Below are 22,592 nucleotides of genomic sequence, written 5' to 3'. Positions count from 1 at the left end.
GATGCGTGCGGTGGGCCGTCGGCCGGTGATGGCGCCGCAGGTCAGCGGCTCGTGGTGCCCTCGCGCAGCCGGTCGATCATGTGCCGGGTCGTCTCGATCGGAGTCTCGGACAGGTCCTGGGAACGCACCGGCAGTGCCCCGTTGAGCCGGGCGGCCTCGGCGTCCCACTCCTCCTGGCCGGCGAACGGGATCGTCTCGCCCTCCTGGTACATGGGGAACGGACGGTAGCGGTTGAAGCCGTTGGTGTCCGTGCCGCGCACCAGCAGCGGGTCGATGTAGACCCGGTCGCCGTGGGTGCGCGTGTTCGTCGAGATGTAGCCCATGTCGAGACCGCAGCGCCGCTTGGCGGAGGTGTTGGGGTCCGAGCAGTGCAGCAGGTTGGGGTGGTGGATGGAGACATCGCCCGGCTGCAGCTCGATGTGCACGATCCCGCGCTCGCGCACCCACTCCCGCACCAGGTCCTCGTCGGAGGAGGAGAACAGCATGTTGTCCGTGTCCGTGCGGGACGTCGGCCGGTGCAGCGGCAGCACATGGCTGCCCGGGATCATCTGCAGGCAGCCGTTCTCCTTGGTGCTCTCGTCGACGGCCAGCCACACCGTGAACGCCTCCATGGGCGTCAGCGGCCAGTACGCGCCGTCCTGGTGCCACAGCACGGGCTGACCATCATACGGAGGTTTGCATATGTAATGGGCGGTGAATGACGCCACATTCGGACCGAGGAAGTATTCCGCGATGTCCACCAGCCGGGAGTCCGAGACCAGCCGCGCCCAGAAGGCGTCGTTACGGATCAACGGGTGGTGGAAGTGCTCGGGGCGAAGATCCGGATACTTGCGGGTGAGCCAATCGACGTGCGCGTTCACCTCTTCCAGGAGTTCTTTCGGCACGACGTTGCGGATGATGGAGAAGCCCTGTTCGGCGTATTCCGCCGCAGCCTTCTCCAGAACACCATCGCCGAGTGTTTCCATACGTCAGCTCCTTCTCGGTGTCTCGGTACTCCATGCCTTGCGGAACGAGTTCGTGGAGTCGCCCGCAGCCACACGGCCCGCGGCGTCGGAGGGCGTTCCCGCAGCAGATCAGTATTCTCCGGCCGGCCGTCCCCGAAGGCGCCGCTCCGCCCTTCCGGGGCCTTTTCGTGTCCCGTCGACAGGACAGCGGAGCGGACGCCGGCGGTTGCCGGTTATTCTTCAGATCCCTCGTCGCGGCCGACCCTAGGACGTCCCCCGACCGTACGTCCATTCCGTCACAGAAAGACGGACCAGAAATCGGCAGCCGGAAACCCTCCCGCACCGGGACGGCTCACCCTACGTGCCGGCCCTTGCCCGCGGAGGAGATTTTGTGGTGCACGGGCGACTTCCAGCTAGACTCACATTCGTGGCACATGAAGACGGGAATCAATTCATGGACCCGCATTGCAAATCTTTGCAAACGGATAGCGAATCATCTTTCGCACACCGGACGACATCGACCAGAAGCGGGGCGAGTACGCTGACCGAGTTGGAACAGCTGGTGCGCGACGTGCCCGATCCGGTCGTACGCGAGTTCCTGCTGATGGCGGACGACAGCATCGTCGCGGTGCTCCCCTACACCCTGGCCATCGCCGCGCGGCTGGGCGTGGCCGACGCCTGCGCGCCGGACGGGTCCTCCCCCGAGGAACTCGCTGCCGCCGTCGGCTTCGCGGCGGAGCCGCTCACGAGCCTGCTCAACGCCCTCACCGGAGCCGGCTTCTTCGCCCGGGACCACCGCGGGCGATTCGCCCCCACCGACCTGGGCGCGGTGCTCACGACCGGTTCGGCCGTGTCGATGCGGGCCACGCTGTCCAACCTGGACTCCCACCGGGCCTGGCTGCAGGCGGCCGACGCCGCCGCGAACCGGCAGCCGCTCCCGGCGGCCCACGGCGAGACCTTCTTCGTGGACCAGGACGAGAAGCCCACCACCGAGGCCGCCTTCAACACCCGGATGAAAGAGCGGGCCAAGCGCCTGTACAGCGGCCTGGCCCACCTGCCGGTGTGGGACACGGCGCACACCGTCATGGACATCGGCGGCGGCACCGGCACGGTGCTCTCCACCATCCTCCAGGCCCAGCCGCGGCTGAAGGGCGTGCTGTTCGACCGCCGCCCGGTGATCGAACTCGCGGCCCACGACTCCCCGCTCGCACCGGTCCGGGACCGGTGCGAGCTGGTGGCCGGCAGCTTCTTCGACGGGCTTCCCGAAGGCGCCGACACCCATCTGCTGGGCAGCGTGCTGCACGACTGGGACGACGAGAAGGCGGCCGACATCCTGCGCGCCGGCGCCCGGGCCCTCGCCCCCGGCGGCCGGATCCTCGTGTGCGAACTCGTCGTCCCGGAGAGCGCCGCACCCCATCCGGCACGGTGGAGCGACCTGGGCATGCTGGTGCTCCTCGGCGGCCGGGAACGCACGCTGTCGGAGTTCGACAAGCTGTTCGCCGCCGCGGGCCTGGTCCGCTCCGGGGTGCTGCCGGTCGGCGAGTCGAGCTTCAGCCTCATCGAGGCCGTTCCCTCCGGCCAGGCCCCGCAAGGCACCTGACAGCCGGTCCGGACCCGTGCGGAGCCCACCGTAAGGGCGGGCTCCGCCGGAAAGCACCATCCGTTGGCAGGCGCCACCGGAACGTCGAGCAACGCCCGGGTGCGTCCGCAGCATCCTCTTCCGTTGCCGGCCCAGGAGGGGGAAATGATCTCGATGAAAGACGCCCTGGTGGTGGGCACCGGTCTGATCGGGACCTCGGTCGCACTGGCCCTCAGGGCCCGGGGGGTGACCGTGTACCTGCGGGACGCGGACCCCGCCGTGGCCACGATCGCGGCCTCGCTCGGCGCCGGCACCGCACAGGACCCGCCGAAGGCCGTGGACCTGGCCGTGCTGGCCGTCCCGCCCGCGCTGGTGGCCGACGTCCTCGTACAGCTGCAGGCCGAGGGCGTGGCGAGGCACTGCACCGACGTCGCCAGTGTCAAGGGCAGGCCGCAGCACGACGCGATCGCCCTCGCCTGCGACAGCACGCGCTACGTCGGCGGGCACCCGATGGCGGGCAGCGAGCGCAGCGGGCCGCTCGCCGCCCGGGCCGACCTCTTCGACGGCTGCAACTGGGTGCTCACCCCCACGGCCGACACCGGCACCGACACGCTGAACGCCGCACTCGAACTCGTGGCGATGTGCGGGGCCGTGCCCGTACTGATGGAGGCCGCGGCCCACGACCGCGCCGTCGGCCTGGTCTCGCACGCCCCGCATCTCATGGCGAGCCTGGTGGCCGCCCTGCTGGAACCGGCCGAGGAACGCATGGTGAGCCTGGCGGGCTCCGGCGTCCGCGGCCTCACCCGCACGGCGGCCGGCGATCCGAGCCTGTGGGTGGACATCCTCGGGGCCAACGCGCTCGTGGTGGCCGACCTGCTGGAGGAGCTGGCGCAGGACCTGGACGACGCCGTCCTGGGGCTGCGCGCCATGGGGGCCACCGACGAGGACAAACGCAGTGGCGGCGCGCGCGTGGTCGAGGACCTGCTGCGCCGCGGGCAGGCCGGGCGGGCCCGGATCTCCGTCAAGCACGGCACCGGCCCGCAGCAGTACGAGAAGGTCACGGTCATGATCGGTGACCAGCCCGGCGAGCTGGCCCGGCTGTTCACCGACGCCTCCCGCGCCGGTGTCAATGTCGAGGACGTCCACCTGGAGCACTCGGCCGGACGGCCGACCGGTCTGGTCCAGCTCAGCGTCACCCGGGAGCTGCGCGAGGTACTGGTGAAGGCCCTGCACAACCACGGGTGGCGGCACCGCTAGGTCCCCCACCCGGATGCGGCCGGGCGCGCGGGGCCCCGGCCCGGCGCCGCGCCCGGCCGCGTCGTCGCCGGTCGCCACGGCCGCGCCACGTCCTCTCCCCCGGCCCCCGGTCTCCGGTCTCCGGCCGGGGGCCTCCGCGTTCGCCCTGCGACGCGGGGCGCCGGAGCCCCGCTCCCTGGTCCGGCCCGATCCACACCGACGACCCCGGCGCCGTGACCTGCGGAAAACCTGAGGGGCGGCCCGGCTCGTGGCCTGGCCGCCCCTCAGGTTCGCTGCTTCCGGGACCGTCCGGCACACCGGCCGGCGGTCCGTGTCCGCCGCGCCGGGCGTGCCCCTCTACCGCGGCAGGACTGCGGGGGTCCGGTGGTGGCGGGCCCGGTCGCCGGCGTCCGCGGCGGACCGGACGAGGCCGGGACCGATGCCGGCCAGCGCCTGGACGCCCGCGAGCGTCATGGCGTCGGTCAGTTCACCGAGCAGGATCTCCAGCACGTCCCTCACCCCCTGCTCCCCGTCGACGGCGAGGCCGTGCAGGACCGGGCGGCCCAGAAGCACCGCATCGGCGCCGAGCGCGAGCGCGGCGAGCACGTCCCGGCCACGGCGCACTCCCCCGTCGAGCAGCAGGGGGAGGCGGCCGGCCAGCGCTGCCGCGATCTCCGGCAGCACGTCGAGGGTCGCGGGAACACCGTCGAGCTGCCGTCCGCCGTGGTTGGACACGATGACGCCGTCCGCCCCCGCCTCGGCGGCGCGCACGGCGTCGGTGTCGGTGAGGATCCCCTTGAGCAGGACCGGCAGCGCGCTGACCGAGCGCAGCCAGTCCACCACCGACCAGTCCAGTGCCGGGGCGAACTCGGCCCTGGTGTGGGCGGCCGGCACCGTGAAGTCGTGCCCGTCGAGGTTGGCCGGGCCGATGCCGTCGGGGAGCTTGAAGCCGTTGCGCAGGTCCCGCAGTCTGCGCCCCATGTGGGGGGTGTCGACGGTGAGGACGAGCGCCTCGAAGCCCGCTGCCTGCGCCCGCTCGATCAGCCGCCGCGTCATCGAGCGGTCCCGCAGGCAGTAGACCTGCAGCCACAGCGGACCGTCCGCGGCGGCGGCCAGTTCCTCGATGCCGCGGCCGGCGAAGGTACTGACCACGACCGGCACGCGGGCCGCCGCCGCCGTGCCGCGGACGGTGGCCAGCTCGCCCAGCGGGTGGGCCAGTGTCTGGTAGGCCAGCGGGGCGACCGCGACCGGCGCCTCCCAGCGACGGCCGAGGATCGTGGCCGCGGTGTCGGGAAGGCCGGCACCGCTCAGGACCCGTGGCCGCAGCCACAGCCGGTCGAAGGCTGCGGCATTGGCCGCGAGCGTCCGTTCCTCGCCCGCGCCGCCCTCGAAGAAGTCCCAGACCGCGGGGTCGAGCCGGGACCTGGCCGCCCTCTCGAAATCGCCGAGGGTCAGTCTCATCGCCTGTCCTCCACGGCGCTCGTCGCGGGCGCGGGGGCCCGGCCGCCGGCGCGGCGCACCTCAGGCCTGGCCGGTCGGGTTGGCCGTCTGCTGACGGTCCACGGCCTCGTAGAGGGCCTTGATGTTGTTGCTGCCGAAGGTGTGGGCGCCCCGGCGGTCGATCAGCTCGTAGAAGAGCGTGCCCCTGGGGTGCCGTGACTCGGTGAAGATCTGGAGCATGACCCCGGTGTGGTCGCGGTCGGCGAGGACGCCCACCTCGCGCAGCGCGTCCACCGGGACGCCGATCGGGCCCAGGCGCGGTGCCAGCATGTCGTAGTAGCTCTGCGGTGTGCGGAGGAACCGCACGCCCCGCTCCGCGCTGCGGGGCACGGCGGTCAGGATGTCCTCGGTCAGGAACGCGATGTGCTGGACCCCGGCGCCGTCGTGGGCCGCGACGAACCGGTCGATCTGGCCCGGAGCACGGGTGACGTCCGGCTCGATGATGGTGAGGGTCAGCCGTCCGGACCCGCTCTGGACGACCTTGGAGTCCATGGCCTGGGACCCGACGACGATCCGCTCCTCGAAGGTCTGGCGCAGGCCGAAGATCTCCTCGTAACGGTGCACCGTCTCCTTCAGCGTGCCGGCGGGCACGCACACGGCGAGGTGGTCGATCTGCGTGAACAGTCCCTGGTCGAAGCGGCCGGGGCCGCTCTCCTCGATCAGGGGGGCGAACGGGCCGTCGTGGCGGCCGCGGGAGACGAAGCGGTGTTCCACGTCGCCGAACGCGCCCACCGAGGCGAAGACGACCTGGGCTCCCGCGCGGCCCGCCGTCTCGGGCGGGGCGATGGGTTCGGCCCCCCGCTCGACCGCCTCGGCGAACGCGGCCTGCGCGTCCTGGACCCGCAGGCCGATCACGCCGACGCCCTCGCCGTGCCGCTCGACGTACTCGGCGGCACGGTGGCCGGGGCTGGTGGCCGAGGTCACCAGCAGGGTGATGTCGTGCTGGCGCAGCAGCACCGACTCGCAGCCGCGCAGCCCCGTACGGGCCCCGCCGCGGCCGGCGACGACGAAGCCGAACCGGTCGCACAGCCCCAGGGCCGCTTCCTCGGCGTTCTCAACGAAAAGCTCTATGTGGTCGATCGCCTGGATCTCCACAGGTCACCTCCATGGTGCGCACGTGAGCGGACTTTGCCGCGGGAGTGCCGCGGCAACCTCGGACTCGACGAAATCGGCCAGCCGCCGGAGCCCCTCCTCCACGTCCTCGTGGCTGAGGTAGCTGGTCGACAGCCGGATGGTGTGATCACCCCCGCCCTGCGGATGGAAGTAGGACATCGGCGTCCAGATGACCCCGAAGTCCTGTGCGGAGCGGCCCAGCGCGGCGTCGTCGGCGCGGAAGGGCACGTGCAGGGTCAGGAAGAAGCCGCCGGCGGGCGCGTTCCAGCTCACCCCGAGCCGGGAGCGGCGCTCGGCGGGGAACGCGCGCTCCAGGCCCCGCAGGGCGACGCGCAGGGTGTCCCCGTAGTGGGCGGCCGCCTGCGCGTTCAGTTCGGAGAGGCGGCCGCCGGACGCCAGCAGGGCACCCGCCACGGCCGCCTGGCTCAGCGCGGAGGTGTTCACGGTGATCATGCTCTTGATCTTGGCCAGCTCGTCGGCGAGCAGACCGGTGCTCCCGTCCGCCCTCGCCACCCTCTGGTCGGCGACCGCGTAGCCCACGCGGGCGCCGGGGAAGAGGGACTTGGCGTACGAGCCCAGGTGGATCACCCGCCGGCTGCGGTCCAGCGACTTCAGCGTGGGCACCTGGGGGCCGGGGCTGACCAGCCGGTAGGGGCTGTCCTCCAGGACCAGGAGGTCGAGCCGGTCGGCCAGGGCCAGCAGTTCGTGCCGGGTGTCCAGGGCCATCGTGGTGCCGGAGGGGTTGGAGTGGTCGGGGACCACGTACAGCGCGCGGGGCCTGCGCCCGCGCCGGCGTTCGGCCAGGACCGCGCTCTCCAGGTCGGCGCAGGACAGCCCGTCCTGGCGTTCCTGCACGGCGACCACCTCGGCGTCCAGGAGCCGCGCCGCGCCGGTGATCCCCACGTAGCAGGGGCTGGAGACCAGCAGCACGTCCTGGGGCGCGGACATCAGCGCGCGCAGCACCAGGAACATCGCTTCCTGGCACCCCACCGTGACCACGATCGACTCCGCCGGGACGTCGATGCCCTCGTCCGCGCGCAGCGAGTCGGCGACCAGTTCGCGGATCAGCCCGGCGGACGGCCCGTACTGGAAGATCGCGCTGCGCACCTCGGCCGGTGAGCGTCCCTGGGCGGCCAGGTGGTCCAGGTAGCGGCGCAGGTGGGTGAAGATCTGCTCGGTGTCGAAGAGTTCCTCATACGGCCTTCCCGGGGCGAAGGAGATGGCCCGGGGGTAGGTGAGGGTGACTTCGTTGAGGAAGTTCATCGTGTCCATCACCGGGTCCGCGACGCCGGGGTGCAGGTCCTCCATGGCCAGCACCACCGCCTGGCCGGCCGCCGGGGCGGAGCGCGGGCCGTCGTCGGTGCTCACAGGCGCACGGGGAACGCGGCGAGCGGCCTGGCGCCGCCGGCGACGGGCTCGTGGTAGCTCAGGCGGCCCGCGATCTCCAGGCTGTCGCGCTGGATCAGCAGATGGTCCAGGGCCACCTCGCCCTCGATGTACGCGAGGGTCGCGCCGAGGCAGTAGTGCGGTCCCGCGCCGAAGGCGACGTGGCTCTCCTTGCGCTTGGGCATCCGCTCCACATCGCAGCGTTCGGGCTCGGGGAAGAGGCTGGGGTCGTAGTTGGCGGACTGCAGGGAGCCCGTCAGGGCGTCGCCCTTGCAGATCGGGACCCCGGCGAACTCCATGTCCTGGGTCGCGTACCGGGGGCCGGCGAGCGGTACGGGGTTGGCGACCCGCATCAGCTCGTACATGGCGTGCGGCAGGGCTTCGGGCCTGGCGCGCAGCAGGGCCAGCTGGTCCGGGTTGTCGAAGAGCGTGAGGATCGCGTTGGGGATGAAGTGGGCCGTGGAGTGGTGCCCGTTGTTCACCACCACGAGCACCAGCGAGACGATCTCGGCCTCGGTGAGCCGGTCGCCGTTCTCCTCGCTCTTGCGCAGCAGGAAGGAGATCATGTCGTCCGCGGGTTCGGCCCGGCGCCGCGCGATGAGCTCCTTGACGTACTCGACCAGGCTGCGGATGCTCGCGGCGATGTCGGCATCGGCGTCGGCGTAGTCGTTCATCCACTTCCGCACCTGCGGCTGGTCGGGCTCGTCGACGCCGATCAGTTCGCAGATGACGGTCCCGGTCAGCGGTGAGGAGTACTCGTCGATGAGGTCCCCGGACCCCTTGCGGGCCAGGTCGTCGATGAGCGCCGCGGAGATCTCCTCGATGCGCGGCCGCATCGCCTTCATGCGCCGGGCGCTGAACGCGGGGGTCACCAGCCGGCGCAGCCGGGAGTGGTACTGGCCGTCCACGAGCATCAGGTTGGCCGCCAGGTACTCGCGGAAGTCGTCCGGCAGGTCGAGGGCCGCGATCGCGTGGTCGGCCAGGCTGGGCCCTCGATGGCCCGGTACGTTCTGGTAGTCCACCACGAGCCGCGGGTCGCTCAGCGCCGACGAGAGGTCCTCGTTGCGTGTGATCATCCACACCGGCGGTCCGCCGGGGAACCCGATGCGGACCAGCGGGGACAGTTCCCGCAGGCGCGCGTAGGCGGCGATGGGGTCGTCGGTGAATTCCGGGTCCAGCAGGCTCACGATCGGCTCGGGCATGGTCTTTCGTCTCCTCGACGTCCTCATCGGACGGTTGTGGGGCATGACAGGCGTCGACAGGACAGGCGTCCCGCGCCGGACGGGTCCGGCGCGGGACGCCGGCGGCCTCAGGCGGTTTCCGCCTCGATCAGGTCCAGGACCTCCCGGCCCCGGTCCACCAGGTACATGTGGTCGCCCGGGAACTCCGCCCAGCTGAACCCGGCCGTGGTCGCCTTGCGCCACTCCTGTGCCTGTTCCGCGCCGACCAGGCCGTCGTCGGCGCCCCGTATCGAGCAGATCGGCACCGACACCGGTTCGTCGGTGCTGGGGACGTAGTTCTCGTGCATCTCGCAGTCGGCCTGCAGCGCGGGAAGGATCAGGTCGCGCATCTCCGGGTGGTCCAGGGCCTCGTGCCGGAACCCCGCGAACTCCTCGACCCGGGCGAGGAACTCCTCGTCGGGCAGCCCGGTGGCCCGCCGCTCCCGCTGTGTCCACGGCCCCGGCGAACCGCTGACGAACAGGTGCTCGACCTGCACGCCCCGCGCGCTCAGCAGGTGCACCAGTTCGTAGGCGAGCACCGCGCCCAGGCTGTGCCCGAACAGCACGGTCCGGGCCCCCTCGCCGAGGTCCGCGACGATGTCGTCGAGCGACTTGCGGGCCGCCTCGACGACGTTGCGGTACGGCGTCTGCATGATCCGCCGCTCCCTGCCGGGCAGCTCGAGCGAGGTCACCCGCCACCGGTCGCCGGCCAGGGCCCGCCACGGGTGGAAGAACGACGCTCCCGCCCCGGCGAACGGCACGCACAGCAGCACCCCGCGGTGGCGGTCCTGCCCGCTCATGCCAGGTCCCCCAGCCTGCGCGCGATGACCTGCATGACCTTGCCCGCGGGCTGCGGCATGTGCAGGTCGTTGTGCGAGGCGTCCACCGGGTGCTCCTCGATCGACCCGAGGACGAAGGGCTTCCAGTCGGGTGCGTACGAGGTGTCCTTGTCCTTCGTCGCGCTGAAGAACAGCAGGTCGCCGCGGAAGACGGGGGACTCGAACTCGGCCATCCGGTTCAGGTTGTTGGAGCCCACCCGCGACATGTTCTCCAGCAGGGAGTCCATGTTGCTGGTGTTCATGAACTTGCCGAAGACCTCCTCGAGGTCGCCCCGGTACAGCTCCGCCGTCCGGCCGGCGATGGCCTTGAACCCGCTGCCGGCGTCGGAGCTGGCGGGCTGGGCGTCCAGGACGGCCAGGAGGGCGACCTCGTGTCCGCTGCGGTCCAGGGCGGCGGCGAGGGCGTGTGCCATCGGGCCGCCGAAGGACCAGCCGACCAGGTGGTAGGGCCCCTCCGGCTGGACGGCGACGATCTGGGCGAGGTAGTCCTCGATCATCTCCTCCACCGACGCCGCGAGCGGTTCCGTGCCGTTGGAGCCGCGGGACTGCAGGGCGTAGGCGGGCCGGTCCAGGTAGGGCGCGAAGGTGAAGTACGCCCAGCCCAGGCCGCCCCCGCCGTGGAGGAACCACACCGGCAACTTGCCCGTGCCCGGATCCCTGTTCAGCGGCAGCACGACGCCGAACGCGTCGGCGTGGTCGCCGGGGATACGGCCGGTGAGAAGCAGCGCGGCCAGCTCGGCCACCGTGGGGAACTGGATGATCGTTCTGAGGGGCATGTCGAGGCCGAACTCCTTGCGGATGCCGGCGCTGAGGCGGGTGGCCAGGAACGAGTGCCCGCCGAGGGCGAAGAAGTCGTCGTGGATGCCCACCCGCTCCACGCCGAGGAGTTCGCTGAAGAAGGAGCACAGCTTCTCCTCGTGGGAGTTGCGCGGGCCTCCGCCCTGCTCGGCGGTCGTGTGCTCCGCGGGCAGTGCCCGCCGGTCGAGCTTGCCCGCCGGGTTCAGCGGAAGTTCGGCCAGCGGCACCAGCACGGCCGGGACCATGTACTCCGGAAGGCGTCCGCGCAGGTACTGGGGCAGTTCGGCCAGCAGCGGGCCGAGCGTCGTGGCCAGGGCGGGGGTGTTGGTCCGGGTCCGCTCGGCCCCGGTACCGGGAACGAACCCGCCGCAGACGACCGTCCGCCCGGCTTCCCGTGCCGGTACAAGGACCGCGTCGAAGGCGTGGACGGTCTGGCCCGACCAGGTCACAACCGCCTCCAGGTCCTGCTGCTTCGCCCAGGCGGCGAGGTCGTGCGGGTCCACCGGCGGGCCGGCCGGTGCGTCCGTGCGCACCACGCCGGCGGCGGCCGCCGCGGCGGCCTCGTCCACCAGGCGTGCGTTGGGTATGCCGGTCACCCGCACCGAGCCGCCCGCCCGCCGCACGCAGCCGGCCAGGGCGCCCAGCTCGGACACCTCACGGCCCCACGCCGCCGAGGGCACCGCGGTCAGGTCCAGGACGTCGGCCGGCTCCTTGTGCAGGACGACCTCGTAGCGGTGCCGGGTCAGCGCGTTGTGCGCCTGCCCCGCCTTCAGCCGGATGTCGGCCCCGACGCGACGGCTCGCCGCCCAGGCGGCGAACCAGTCCGGGGCGACCACCAGCTCCCGCTCGGCGAGAAGCGCCTGCTCCACCTGCGCCCGCACCTCCTCGTGCGAGGCGTAGGGCTGCGCCGCGCGCTGCTTGGCGGTCAGCAGGAGGCGGAGGGTCGCGGCGTTGCGGACGTCACCGACGATGACGCGGCCGCCCGGCGCGAGGAGTTCCATGGCCTGCTCCAGCACCTGCTCCAGGTAGGAGGCGCTGGGGAAGTACTGCGTCACCGAGTCGAGGACGACGGTGTCGAACCGGCCGGGGGGCAGCCCGCGGACGTCGTCGGCGGCCTGGACGCTCAGCCGGACCCGGTCGCCGTGGCCGGCCTCCCGGGCCTGCGCGCGCACCCGCTCGACCGCGGTGGCCGAGAGGTCGGTGCCCCAGTACTCCTCGACCTGACCGGCCAGCCGGGCCAGGAGCAGGCCGGACCCCACCCCGATCTCCAGCACCCGGCGCGGTGCGAACCGCAGCACCTGTGCCACTGCCGCGTCCCGCCACTGCGCCAGCTGGTCCTGCGCGACGGGCTCACCGTCGTAGAGCGACCGCCACGGCTGGAAGTCCTCGCCCCACACCTCGTCGGCGGACTCGGCGTGGCCGGCGTCCCACAGCCGGCGCCACTGATCGACCTGGGCGCCGGTGTCGGCCGCCGCGGCGTCCGGGTCGGGGACGACATAGCCCACCAGGTGCTTGTCGCCCTGCGGGGCCTCGCGCACCACGGCCACCGCCTGCGCGACGGCGGGGTGTCCGGCCATCGCGTGCTCGATGTCGCCCAGTTCGATCCGGTAGCCGCGGACCTTGACCTGGAAGTCGCTGCGGCCGATGTACTCCAGCCGGCCCTCCTTGTCCCAGCGCACCAGGTCGCCGCTGCGGTACATCCGCGCGCCGGGCTCGCCGTAGGGGCAGGCGACGAACCGGTGCGCGGTCAGCGCGCTCTGCCCCAGGTAGCCCCGGGCCAGGCCGGCGCCGGCGATGTACAGCTCGCCGGCGACCCCCGGCGCGACCGGGCGCAGGGCCGTGTCCAGGACGTACACCTGGACGTTCCACAGGGGCACGCCGATCGGCAGCCGGTCGGCGCCCGGCTCGTACTGCCAGGCCGTGGCCTCCACCGCCGCCTCGGTGGGGCCGTAGTGGTTGTGCGCCCCGCAGCCGGGCAGCAGCTCGACGAGCCTGCCCGCGAGCGCGGCGGGGAACGCCTCCCCTCCGGACTCGATCCAGCGCAGGCTGGTGCACTGCTTCGCGGTGGGTTCGGCGACGAACGCGGCCAGCAGGGAGGGGACGAAGAAGGCGCTGCTCACCCGCTCGCGCCGGATCAGTTCGGCCAGGTAGGCCGGGTCCCGGCGGCCGTCCGGGCGGGAGACGACGACGGCGCCGCCCGCCTGCAGGTTGGCGAACATCTCCTGCACCGAGGCGTCGAAGCTGACCAGCGTGCTGAACAGCATCCGGTCCTGGTCCGTGACGGCGAAGTGGTCCAGGCCCCACCGCATCCGGTTCATGATCGACCGGTGCGAGACGGGCACGCCCTTGGGGCCGCCGGTGGAGCCGGAGGTGAAGATGACGTAGGCGACGTTGTCCGGCGACAGCGTGCGCCGCGGGTCGGTGTCGGGGTAGCCGCCGACGTCCGGGAACGCGTCGTCGAGCACCAGCAGCGGCCGGGCGCTGTCGAGCATGTGCCGCACCCGGTCCTGGGGCAGTTCGGGGTCGACCGGCACGTACGCGGCGCCGGTCTTGACCACGGCGTAGATCGCCGTCAGCAGGTCGACCGAGTGGGGGATGCGCACGGCGACCAGCTGTTCGGGGCCGGCGCCCTGCTCCAGCAGCCAGTGGGCCAGCTGGTTGGCGCGCCGGTTGAACTGCGCGTACGTCAGCGTCTCCTGCTCGCCGATCACCGCGGTCCGCTCCGGGGTGCGCCGGGCCTGCGCCTCGAAGGCGTCCGCCAGGGTGTCCGCGACGAGCGGGTGCGCGGTGTCGTTGACCTGCCCCAGCAGCCGCTCCCGCTCCTCCTCCAGGAGCGTCTCGATCGTGCTGACCGGCGCGTGCGGCGCGGCGACCGCCTGCTCCAGGACCCGCACGTACCGGGCGGCGAGGGCCTGCACCGTGTCCCGGTCGAACAGCTGGGTGGCGTACTGGATCTCGCCCCGCAGCTCCCCCGAGTCGTTCACGTCGAAGAACAGGGTGAGGTCGACCAGGGACGTCTGCGTGACGTGCTGCTCGAACTCCACCTGGAGGCCGGGGAGCTTGAAGTCCTGCTTCTCGAAGTTCTGCCAGGCGAGCATCACCTGGAACAGCGGCTGGTAGGCGGTGGAGCGGTCGGGGTTGATCAGCTCGACCAGCGTCTCGAACGGCACGTCCTGGTGCTCGTAGGCCTTCAGCGTCTTCTCCCGCACCTGCGTGAGCAGGTCGGAGAACGAGGGGTCCCCGGTGAGGTTGACCCGCAGCACCTGGGTGTTGACGAAGAACCCGACCAGGTCGGCCAGCGCCTCGTCGGTGCGTCCGGCCATCGGGCCGCCGATGGTCACGTCGTCCCCGCCGCCCAGCTTGCCCAGCAGCACCCCCAGCGCGGCCTGCAGGACCATGGCCATGGTCATCCCGCGCTCGTCGGCCAGCTTCTGCAGGCCGCCGCCGACCCGCGCGTCCGCGGTGAAGGGGACCTTGTCGCCCTGGGGGTCCCGTTCGGTGGAGCGCGGGCGGTCCAGCGGCAGGTTCAGCGGCTGCGGCACCCCGGACAGCTCGTCGCGCCAGTACTGCGCCTGCGCCGCGGCCAGGCTGCCCGGGTCCGCCACGTCGCCGAGCAGCTCGCGCTGCCACAGCGCGTAGTCCTTGTACTGCACGGGCAGCGGCTGCCAGTGCGGCGCCCGGCCGTCCAGGCGCGCGGTGTAGGCGATGCCGATGTCCCGTGCCATCAGCCCGCCCGAGACGCCGTCGGAGGCGATGTGGTGGACGAGCAGGACCAGCAGGTGGTCCTCGGGGCCGCAGCGGAACAGGGTCGCCTGGAAGGGGATCTCGGTGGCCAGGTCGAACCGGTGGGTGATGAACTTCTCGACCGCGCCGGACAGGTCCTGGGACGTCACCTCGACCACGGGCATCCGCACCGACGCCTCCGCCGGCGAGAGGATCCGCTGGTGGGGCTCGCCCTTGTCGTCCGTCACGAAAATGGTGCGCAGGGGCTCGTGCCGCTCGGCCAGGTCACGGATCGCCGCGCCGAGGGCGGCCTGGTCCAGCGCCCCGGTCAGCCGGAACGCCGGGGAGATGTTGTAGGTCTCGGCCCCGCCCTCCAGCTGGTGCGTCAGCCACATGCGGCGCTGTGCAAACGAAAGCGGAATCACTGGTTTTGCTCCTCTGTGATCATCCTGCGGAGATGGGGGCGAAGCGGAACAGCCGATTCCTCCGTCCACGCGGCGAGCGCGGATACCGTCGGCAGGTCGAAGATCGTGCGGATGGGTATCTCGATCCCCAGCTCGGTGCGGGCCCGGTTGATCAGCCGGGTGGCGAGCAGGGAGTGCCCGCCGAGCTCGAAGAAGCCGTCGTCGACGCCGACCTTCTCCAGGCCGAGGACCTCGCCGAAGAGCCCGGCCAGTACCTCCTCGCGGGCGGTGCGGGGAGCCCGGAACGGTGCGGCGGGGGTGAGGTCGGCGGCGGGCAGGGCCTTGAGGTCGAGCTTGCCGTTGGCAGAAAGCGGCAGCCGCTCCAGCGGGACGCAGGCGGCCGGGATCATGTAGTCGGGCAGCCGCGCCGCCACGTGGGCGCGCAGTTCGTCGGCGGGCGGGACGGCCGCGCCGGGCTCCGGGACGAGGTAGGCGACCAGGTCGGGGGTGCGGTCGCCGTGCTGCTGGACCACGACGGCGGCCTGGGCGATGCGGGGATGGGCCGTCAGCGCGCTCTCGATCTCGCCGGGTTCCACGCGGTAGCCGCGGATCTTGACCTGGGTGTCGACGCGGCCCAGATGCTGCAGCTCCCCCTCCGGGGTGAGCCGGGCGATGTCGCCGGTGCGGTACATCCGGGCGCCGGGGGGCCCGTAGGGGTCGGGGACGAAGCGTTCGGCGGTCATGACGGCCTGGCGGTGGTAGCCGCGTCCGGCCCCGGCGAGGTAGAGCTCGCCCGGTGTGCCCGGGGGCAGCGGGCTCAGGCCCGGACCCAGGATGTAGGCGCGCACGCCGGGGAAGGGCCGGCCGATGGGCACGCCGTCGGCGTAGGGCCGGCCGGGGTCCAGGAGATGGGCGGTGGCGTAGAAGGTCTCGCTGGGGCCGTAGCTGTTGATGACCCGCGCCCGCGGCCACAGGGTGCGCACCCGCTGCGCCAGGGCCGGGGTCAGCACCTCCCCGGAGATGTTCAGCGCCGTGGGGTCGATGCGGTCGCCGAGCTGCTCGACGAGTTCCGCGAAGGCCGACGGCACCGAGCAGACGACGTCGACGTCCCAGCTGTCGCGCTCGGTCAGCGCCAGCACGTCCCGGACGATCTCGACGCTGCCGCCCCGGGTCAGCGCGGAGAACAGCTCGAAGGTGGCGACGTCGAAGCCGAACGAGGCGGCGAGCAGCACCCGCCGGCCGGACTCGATCCCGGCCTGCGCGGCCATGGTGTCCACGGCGTTGACGATGGTGGTGTGGGTGACGCCGACGCCCTTGGGCACTCCGGTGGAGCCGGAGGTGTAGACGACGTAGACGAGGTTGTCCGGGCGGGCCGCGCGCCGCGTTGCCGCCTTCTCGCCGTCCGCGGCGGGAGTCTCGAGCTCGAGGTCCTCGACGAGGACGACGGGGACGTCTGTGGCGGGGACGACCGGCCGGGTGGCGGCGTCGGTGAGGAGCAGGTGGGGCCGGGCGCCGGGCAGGATGCGCGGGAGGCGGGCGGCGGCGTAGGCGGGGTCGACGGGCAGGTAGGCGCCGCCCGCCTTGAGCACGCCCAGGAGGGCCACGACCATGGTCGCCGTGCGCGGCAGGACCACGCCCACCACGCTCTCCGGTCCCACCCCGCGGGCCGCCAGCTGGGATCCGAGCCGCTCGGCGCGGGCGTCCAGCTCGGCGTAGGTCAGCGACTCGCCCTCGGCGACCACGGCCACCGCGTCGGGGGTCCGCGCCGCCTGGGCCGCGAAGAGCTCCGTGAGCGTGGCCTGCCGGGCCGGGCCGGAGGTGTCGTTCAGCACGGCCAGCATCCGCTCGTGCTCGCCCGGCTCCAGGGAGTCCACCTGCGCGATCCTCAGCCGGGATCCGGCGGCGAACTGCCGCAGGATGCGGACCAGGCGGGCCGCGTACGTCTTTACGGTGGCCCGGTCGAAGACGCCCGGGGCGTAGTGGACGATGCACTCCAGGTGCGGGGCGGCCGCCGCCATCAGGCACAGCGGGTAGTGGTTGCCCGCGGACGGGCGGAAACCGTCGTAGCCGATCCCGTCCCGGGCGGCGGAGGCGGCACTGAGCGCGTCCTCGTCCACGGGGAACGACTCGAAGACGACCAGGGTGTCGAAGAGGGACTTCAGGCCGGCGGACCGCTGGATCTCCGCGAGCCCGTGGTGGTGGTGGTCCACGAGGCCGCTCTGCCGGCTCTGCAGCCGGGTGAGGAACTCGGCGAGGGTGTCGCCGGGCGCGTACGTGACGCGCACGGGAACGGTGTTGATGAGCATCCCGATCATCGACTCGACGCCCGTCACCGCGGGCGGGCGCCCGGACACGGTGGTGCCGAACACCACGTCCTGGCGGCCGGTGAGGTCGCCGAGCAGCAGGGCCCAGGCCCCCTGCACCACCGTGTTCATGGTGATGCCCAGCTCGGCGGCCAGCCCCTCGAGGCGTTGTGCCACCTCGCGCGGAACGGTGACGGCGATCTCGCCGCGGCCCTCGTCGTCGGTGCCCGCGAAGCCGGGGGCGAGCAGGGTCGCCTCCTGGAGTCCTTCCAGCTCCCGGGCCCACACCCGTGCGGACTCCTCCTTGTCCTGCCGGGTGAGCCAGGTCAGGAAGCCGCCGAAGTCACGGGTCGCGGGCAGCCCGGAGGGGTCGCCGCCGGAGGCGTAGAGCAGCAGCAGATCCTGCAGGAGCAGGGGGGTGGACCAGCCGTCGTAGAGCGCGTGGTGGGCGGTCAGTACGAGTTCGGGGCGCTCGGGGTCCAGGACGGCGAGCGCCATCCGTATCAGCGGGGGGTCGCCGGCGTCGAAGTACGTGGTCCGGTCCTGCTCGAGGAACTGTTCGAACGCCTCCTCCCGTTCCGTCTCCTGGAGCCCGGTCAGGTCGAGGTGGCGCCACGGCAGGGTCACCGTCTGCGGCACGACCTGCACGACGTCGCCGTCGGCCCGGTTGACGAACGCCGCGCGCAGCACCGTGTGGCGGTCCAGCAGTGCCTGTCCGGCCCGGCGCATCCGTTCCGGGTCGACCGCGCCGGTCAGGTGGAACACCAGCTGGAGGTGGTAGGGGTCGAACGACGCCCCGGCCAGGGTCGCCTGGAAGAGGATCCCGGACTGTGCCGGCGTCGCCGGCCACACCTGGGCCAGCCTGCCGAAGCGGGCCTCCCAGGCCTCGATCTCCTCCTGGCCCACCTCCACCAGCGGGGCGTCGCTGGGGGTCAGTCCGCCGGCGCCGGGGGTGGCGGCGTGCCGGGCCAGGGCGGTCAGCGCGCTCACCCACAGCCCGGCCAGCTCGCTGACCTCCTCGCGGGTGAGGACGCCGGTGGGGAAGCCGAAGTAGGCGGTCAGTTCTTCGCCGTGGGCCGTGTCGGCGGCCACCGCGCTGATCTCCAGGGCCGACAGCACCGGCAGGTCCGCGTCCGGTGCGGCGATCAGGTCCTGGTGCGTGGTGTCCAGGCCCCAGCCCAGCCCGCGCAGCCGCGCGGGGATGTCCGCGCCGGAGGACTTGCCGAGGTAGTTGAACCCGATCCGCGGCTGCCGCGCCTTCGCCAGCCCGGGGGCGGTCCTGGTGTTCAGGTGGCGCAGCAGGCCGTAGCCCATGCCGTGGTCCGGTACGGCCCGCAGCTGTTCCTTGACCGCCTTGATCGCTCGGCCGGCGGCCCGACCGCCGGCGAAGGCGTCCGCCAGGTCGACGCCGGCCACGTCCAGGCGGACCGGGTACATCGCGGTGAACCAGCCGACGGTGCCCGAGAGGTCGGCGCCGGGCACCAGGTGCTCCTCGCGGCCGTGTCCTTCGAGCCGGACGAGCGCGGAGGTCCCGCCCTGGCCCCGGGTGCGGCGCCAGTGGGCCAGCGCGAGCGCGAGGCCGGTCAGCAGCACGTCGTCGACGCCGCCGTGGAACACCGCGGGCACCACGTTCAGCAGGGTGTGCGTGACGTCGGCCGGCACCTGGACGCGGACGGTGTCCGCGGTGGCCGTGACATCGCGCGCCGGGTCCAGCTCCCGGCTGCCGAGCACGGGGTCCTCGCCGTCCAGGATCTCCTGCCACACGGGCAGTTCCGCCGCCCGCGTGGGGGTGGTCGCCTCCTCGGCCAGGGCGTGCAGCCAGCGCCGCAGCGAGGTGCCCGTCCCGGCCTCCGGCACCAGGTGGCCCGCGCGGACCCGCTGCCAGGCGGACGCCAGGTCCGGGAAGAGGACCCGCCAGGACACGCCGTCGACGGCCAGGTGGTGCAGCACGATCAGCAGCCGGCCCGCCTGCGCGGGCGTGTGGGGGGTGAACCACACGAACTGCGCCATCACGCCCGCGCCCGGGTCCAGACGGTCCGCGGCCGCGTCCAGCTCGCCCTGCACGTCGGCGCCGTCGTAGGCGACCTCCCGTACCAGGGCGCGGGCGTCCACACTGCCCACCGGTCGCATCCGCAGGCCCGGTACGACCCGGTCGAGCTTCGAGCGCAGCACGTCGTGACGGTCCAGCACCGCCTGCAGCGTCGTGAGCAGTCCCGCCCGGTCGATGTCCTTGGGCAGCGTCAGCATCGCGGACATGGACAGCCGGTCGATGCCGCCGCCGAGCGCGAGGATGTGCGCGGCCGTGGGCGGCAGCGGGGCCCAGCCGACGCCGCCGCCCGGCAGTTCGGCCAGCGTCACCCGCTCCTCCTCGGCCCGCCCCTCGACCAGCTCCGCGAGCCGGGCGACGGTGCGGTGCTCGAAGATCTCCCGTGTGCTGACCACGACGCCGCGCGTCTTGGCGCGCGCGACGACCTGGATGGAGCGGATGCTGTCGCCGCCGCTGGTGAAGAAGTCGTCGTCGATCCCCACGTGTCCGGCGCCCAGCACGTCGTCGTACACCTCGGCCAGCACCCGCTCCGCCCGGGTGCGGGGCGCGCGGTACTCGGCCCCCGAGAACTGCGGCTCGGGCAGCGCGGCCCGGTCCAGCTTCCCGCTCGCGGTCAGCGGCAGCCGGTCGAGCACCACCAGCTGGGCGGGCACCATGTAGTGCGGCAGCCGCTTGGCCACGAACCGCCGCAGCTCCGCCACCGGGAGCCCGGCGGCCGGGTCCGTGGCGGCGTCCGGGGCCGTGTCGGCGTCCGTGGAGATCGCCGGTGCCACGTAGCCGACGAGCCGCGCCGCTCCGGCGTGGTCCTGGTGGACGGTGACCGCGGCCTGGCCGACCGCGGGGTGCTGGGCGAGGACCGTCTCGATCTCGGTCGGCTCGACGCGGATGCCGTTCACCTTGACCTGGGCGTCGGCCCGTCCCGCGTACCTCAGCCGGCCGTCCCGGTCCCATCGGGCCAGGTCGCCGGTGCGGTACATGCGGGTGCCGGCGGGACCGAAGGGGCAGGCCACGAACCGCTCCGCGGTCGCCCTGCCGTTGCGGTGGTAGCCGCGGGCGAGCCGGCCGGCGACATACAGTTCGCCGACCACGCCGGGCGGGACCGGGGCCAGTTCGGGCCCCAGGACGTGGACGCGCATGTTGGCGAGCGGCTGTCCGATGGGCACCGCGCCGGTCTCGGTCCACTGCCGCGGGAGCGTGCACGTGGTGGCGTAGAAGCTCTCGGTCTGTCCGTAGGCGTTGACGACCCGGACGCCGGGCAGGGTGTCGTGCGTCGTGCGGACCAGGTCGGCGGAGAGCGCCTCGCCGGCGAGGACAACGGTCTTCACGTCGAGTTCGAGACGCTCCGGGCCCTCGTCGGCGATCCGGTCGAGCAGGGCGGAGAACACCGTCGGCACGGCGCTGAGGGTGGTGCCCGACCAGCTGCCGCGTTCGGCGAGTTCGAGGACGTCGCGGACGATCTCGACGCTCGCTCCGGTGGTGAGGGCGGTGAACATCTCGAACACGGAGACGTCGAAGTTGACCGAGGTCGCGGCGAGCATCCGGGATCCCGGTGCGACCTGCACCACCCGGCGCAGGTCCCGCACCCCGTTGGCCACGGCGGCGTGGGTGACGGCGACGCCCTTGGGGGTGCCGGTCGACCCGGACGTGAACATCACGTAGGCCAGGTTCTCCGGCCCGGCCGAGGCGTCCGGTGCCTGCCGGCCGGGACCGTCGGGGTCCGGGCCGTCGAGGTCCGGGCCGTCGAGGTCCAGGCCGTCGAGGTGGAGCAGCGACGGCCGCCCCCGGACCGTCGTCTCGGCGGTCGGGTGATCGGTCAGGATCAACAGCGGATCGGCGGTGTCGAGCAGAAGGCCGACGCGCGCGGCCGGGTAGTGGGGGTCGATGGGCAGGTAGGCGCCGCCGGCCCTGAGCACGCCCAGGAGGGCGACCGCCAGGTCCGCCGACCGCGGCAGCGCCACGGCGACCAGGACGTCCGGGCCCACCCCCCGCTCGCGCAGCACCGCGGCCAGCCGGCCGGAGCGGGCGTCCAGCTCCGCATACGACAGGCAGGTCTCGCCGGACACCACCGCCGTCGCGTCGGGTGTCCGTGCCGCCTGGGCGGCGAACAGCTCCGCCACCGTCGCCTCGGGCACCGGTGTGCCCGTGTCGTTCAGCTCCGTCAGCCGGGCCCGTTCGGTGCCGGTCAGGGCGTCCAGGGCGCCGATCCGTGTCCGCGGGTCGGCGACCGCCTGGCGCAGGAGGCGGAGGTAGCCGTCGATGAGCCGTTGGGCCGTGGCGTGGTCGAAGAGTTCCGCCGCGTACTCCAGGCGCCCGTAGGCACCACCGCAGGAGTCCGGGACGAAGTTGAGGAACAGGTCGAACTTCGCCGTGCCGGTGCCCACCGGAAGGGGGGTGACCCGCAGGCCGGGCACCTCGATCTCGGACCACGGGAACTGCCAGGCCAGCATCACCTGGAACAGCGGCGGGTAGGAGGTGGTGCGCTCCGGTGCCAGCAGCTCCACCAGGCGCTCGAAGGGCAGGTCCTGGTTGTCGTAGGCGGCCAGCGCCCTGCGCCGTACCTGCTCCAGGAGGTCTGTGAACGAGGGGTTGCCCGACAGGTCGACGCGCAGCACCCAGGTGTTGACGAAGAACCCGATCAGGTCGTCGAGCTGCTCGTCGGCGCGTCCTTCGATCGGGCTGCCGATGGTCAGGTCGTTGCCGGCGCCGAAGTGGTGCAGCAGCACCGCGAGCACCGCCTGGGCCACCATCGGCGCCGTGGCACCGCGGTCCGCGGCCAGCTTCCCGACGCCGGAGAACAGCTCCGGTTCCAGGGCGAAGTCGACGTGGCCGCCGCGGTGCTCGGTCAGCGTCGGCCGCGGCCGGTCCAGCGGCAGCTGCACCGGCTGCGGCACACCGGCCAGTTCCGCACGCCAGTACTCCAGCTGTGTCGCGGTGATGCTGCCCGGGTCACTCTCCTCGCCCAGCAGCTGGCGCTGCCAGAGCGTGTAGTCCTTGTACTGCACCGCCAGCGGCGTCCAGTGCGGTGCGGTGCCCTCGCGGCGGGCGGTGTAGGCCGTCAGCAGGTCCCGCAGGAACGGTGCCATCGACGCGCCGTCCGCGGTGATGTGGTGGAAGACGAACGCCAGCACGTGCTCCTGCGCGGCGATCCGGAACACGGTGGCCCGCAGCGGGAGTTGGGTGGACAGGTCGAACGGCTCGCACGCCGCCTCGTGCAGCGCGGCGTCCACCGCGTCCGCGGCCACGTCGGCCAGCCGGAGCGGGACGGCAGCCTCCTGCGGCGGCAGGATCCGCTGCTGCGGGGTGCCGTCCGCGTTCTCCACGATCAGGGTGCGCAGACTCTCGTGCCGGGTGACGACGTCCCGCACCGCCGCGGTCAGGGCGGCGATGTCCAGGGGACCCTCCAGACGCAGCACGAACGGGCCGTTGTACGTGGCGGACGGGCCCTCCAGTCGGTGGAGGAACCACATGCGGCTCTGGGCAAAGGACAACGGGATCATCGA

The 22,592-nt window shown here is 72.8% G+C and carries 10 protein-coding genes; 2 read left to right on the top strand and 8 right to left on the bottom strand.

Annotation, left to right across the window (positions count from 1 at the left end):
• Nucleotides 1–41: 41 nt before the first annotated feature.
• Nucleotides 42–965 (bottom strand): phytanoyl-CoA dioxygenase family protein, encoded by a 924-nt coding sequence (locus ACWD5F_RS44260; RefSeq protein WP_451261798.1) that lies wholly within the window; start codon nt 963–965, stop codon nt 42–44.
• 529 nt (nt 966–1,494) lie between these two features.
• Here ACWD5F_RS44260 and ACWD5F_RS44255 point away from each other — a divergent pair.
• Nucleotides 1,495–2,544, top strand: a complete 1,050-nt coding sequence (locus ACWD5F_RS44255; RefSeq protein WP_451261796.1) for a methyltransferase — start codon at nt 1,495–1,497, stop codon at nt 2,542–2,544.
• Between the two features lie 153 nt (nt 2,545–2,697).
• Complete coding sequence (locus ACWD5F_RS44250) at nt 2,698–3,780, top strand: prephenate dehydrogenase (RefSeq protein WP_451261814.1); 1,083 nt, start codon at nt 2,698–2,700, stop codon at nt 3,778–3,780.
• Nucleotides 3,781–4,116: 336 nt separating this feature from the next.
• Here ACWD5F_RS44250 and ACWD5F_RS44245 read toward each other — a convergent pair whose 3' ends face one another.
• From ACWD5F_RS44245 to ACWD5F_RS44215, 7 genes are all read right to left on the bottom strand, one after another.
• Nucleotides 4,117–5,220 (bottom strand): alpha-hydroxy acid oxidase, encoded by a 1,104-nt coding sequence (locus tag ACWD5F_RS44245; protein ID WP_451261795.1) that lies wholly within the window; start codon nt 5,218–5,220, stop codon nt 4,117–4,119.
• Nucleotides 5,221–5,280: 60 nt separating this feature from the next.
• Nucleotides 5,281–6,354: a 4-hydroxyphenylpyruvate dioxygenase gene (gene hppD / locus ACWD5F_RS44240; protein ID WP_451261794.1), complete on the bottom strand. Its 1,074-nt coding sequence runs from the start codon at nt 6,352–6,354 to the stop codon at nt 5,281–5,283.
• Between the two features lie 3 nt (nt 6,355–6,357).
• Nucleotides 6,358–7,740, bottom strand: a complete 1,383-nt coding sequence (locus ACWD5F_RS44235) for an aminotransferase-like domain-containing protein (RefSeq protein ID WP_451261793.1) — start codon at nt 7,738–7,740, stop codon at nt 6,358–6,360.
• On the bottom strand, nt 7,737–8,960 hold the full coding sequence (locus ACWD5F_RS44230; protein ID WP_451261792.1) for a cytochrome P450: 1,224 nt from the start codon (nt 8,958–8,960) through the stop codon (nt 7,737–7,739). Before ACWD5F_RS44230 ends, ACWD5F_RS44235 begins: the two co-directional genes overlap by 4 nt.
• A gap of 107 nt (nt 8,961–9,067) precedes the next feature.
• Entirely contained in the window at nt 9,068–9,778 is a 711-nt protein-coding gene (locus tag ACWD5F_RS44225) for a thioesterase II family protein (RefSeq protein WP_451261791.1), read from the bottom strand.
• Complete coding sequence (locus ACWD5F_RS44220) at nt 9,775–14,733, bottom strand: amino acid adenylation domain-containing protein (protein ID WP_451261790.1); 4,959 nt, start codon at nt 14,731–14,733, stop codon at nt 9,775–9,777. The genes ACWD5F_RS44225 and ACWD5F_RS44220 overlap by 4 nt, the downstream gene beginning before the upstream one ends.
• Before the next feature lie 26 nt (nt 14,734–14,759).
• Nucleotides 14,760–22,589 carry an amino acid adenylation domain-containing protein gene (locus tag ACWD5F_RS44215; protein WP_451261788.1) on the bottom strand — a complete coding sequence of 2,610 codons (7,830 nt, stop codon included), beginning with the start codon at nt 22,587–22,589 and terminating at the stop codon, nt 14,760–14,762.
• Nucleotides 22,590–22,592: the final 3 nt, after the last annotated feature.

Source organism: Streptomyces sp. NPDC002499 (assembly GCF_053595415.1).
Note: the sequence above shows the minus strand (reverse complement) of the source record. Positions and strands in the feature narration are given on the sequence as shown.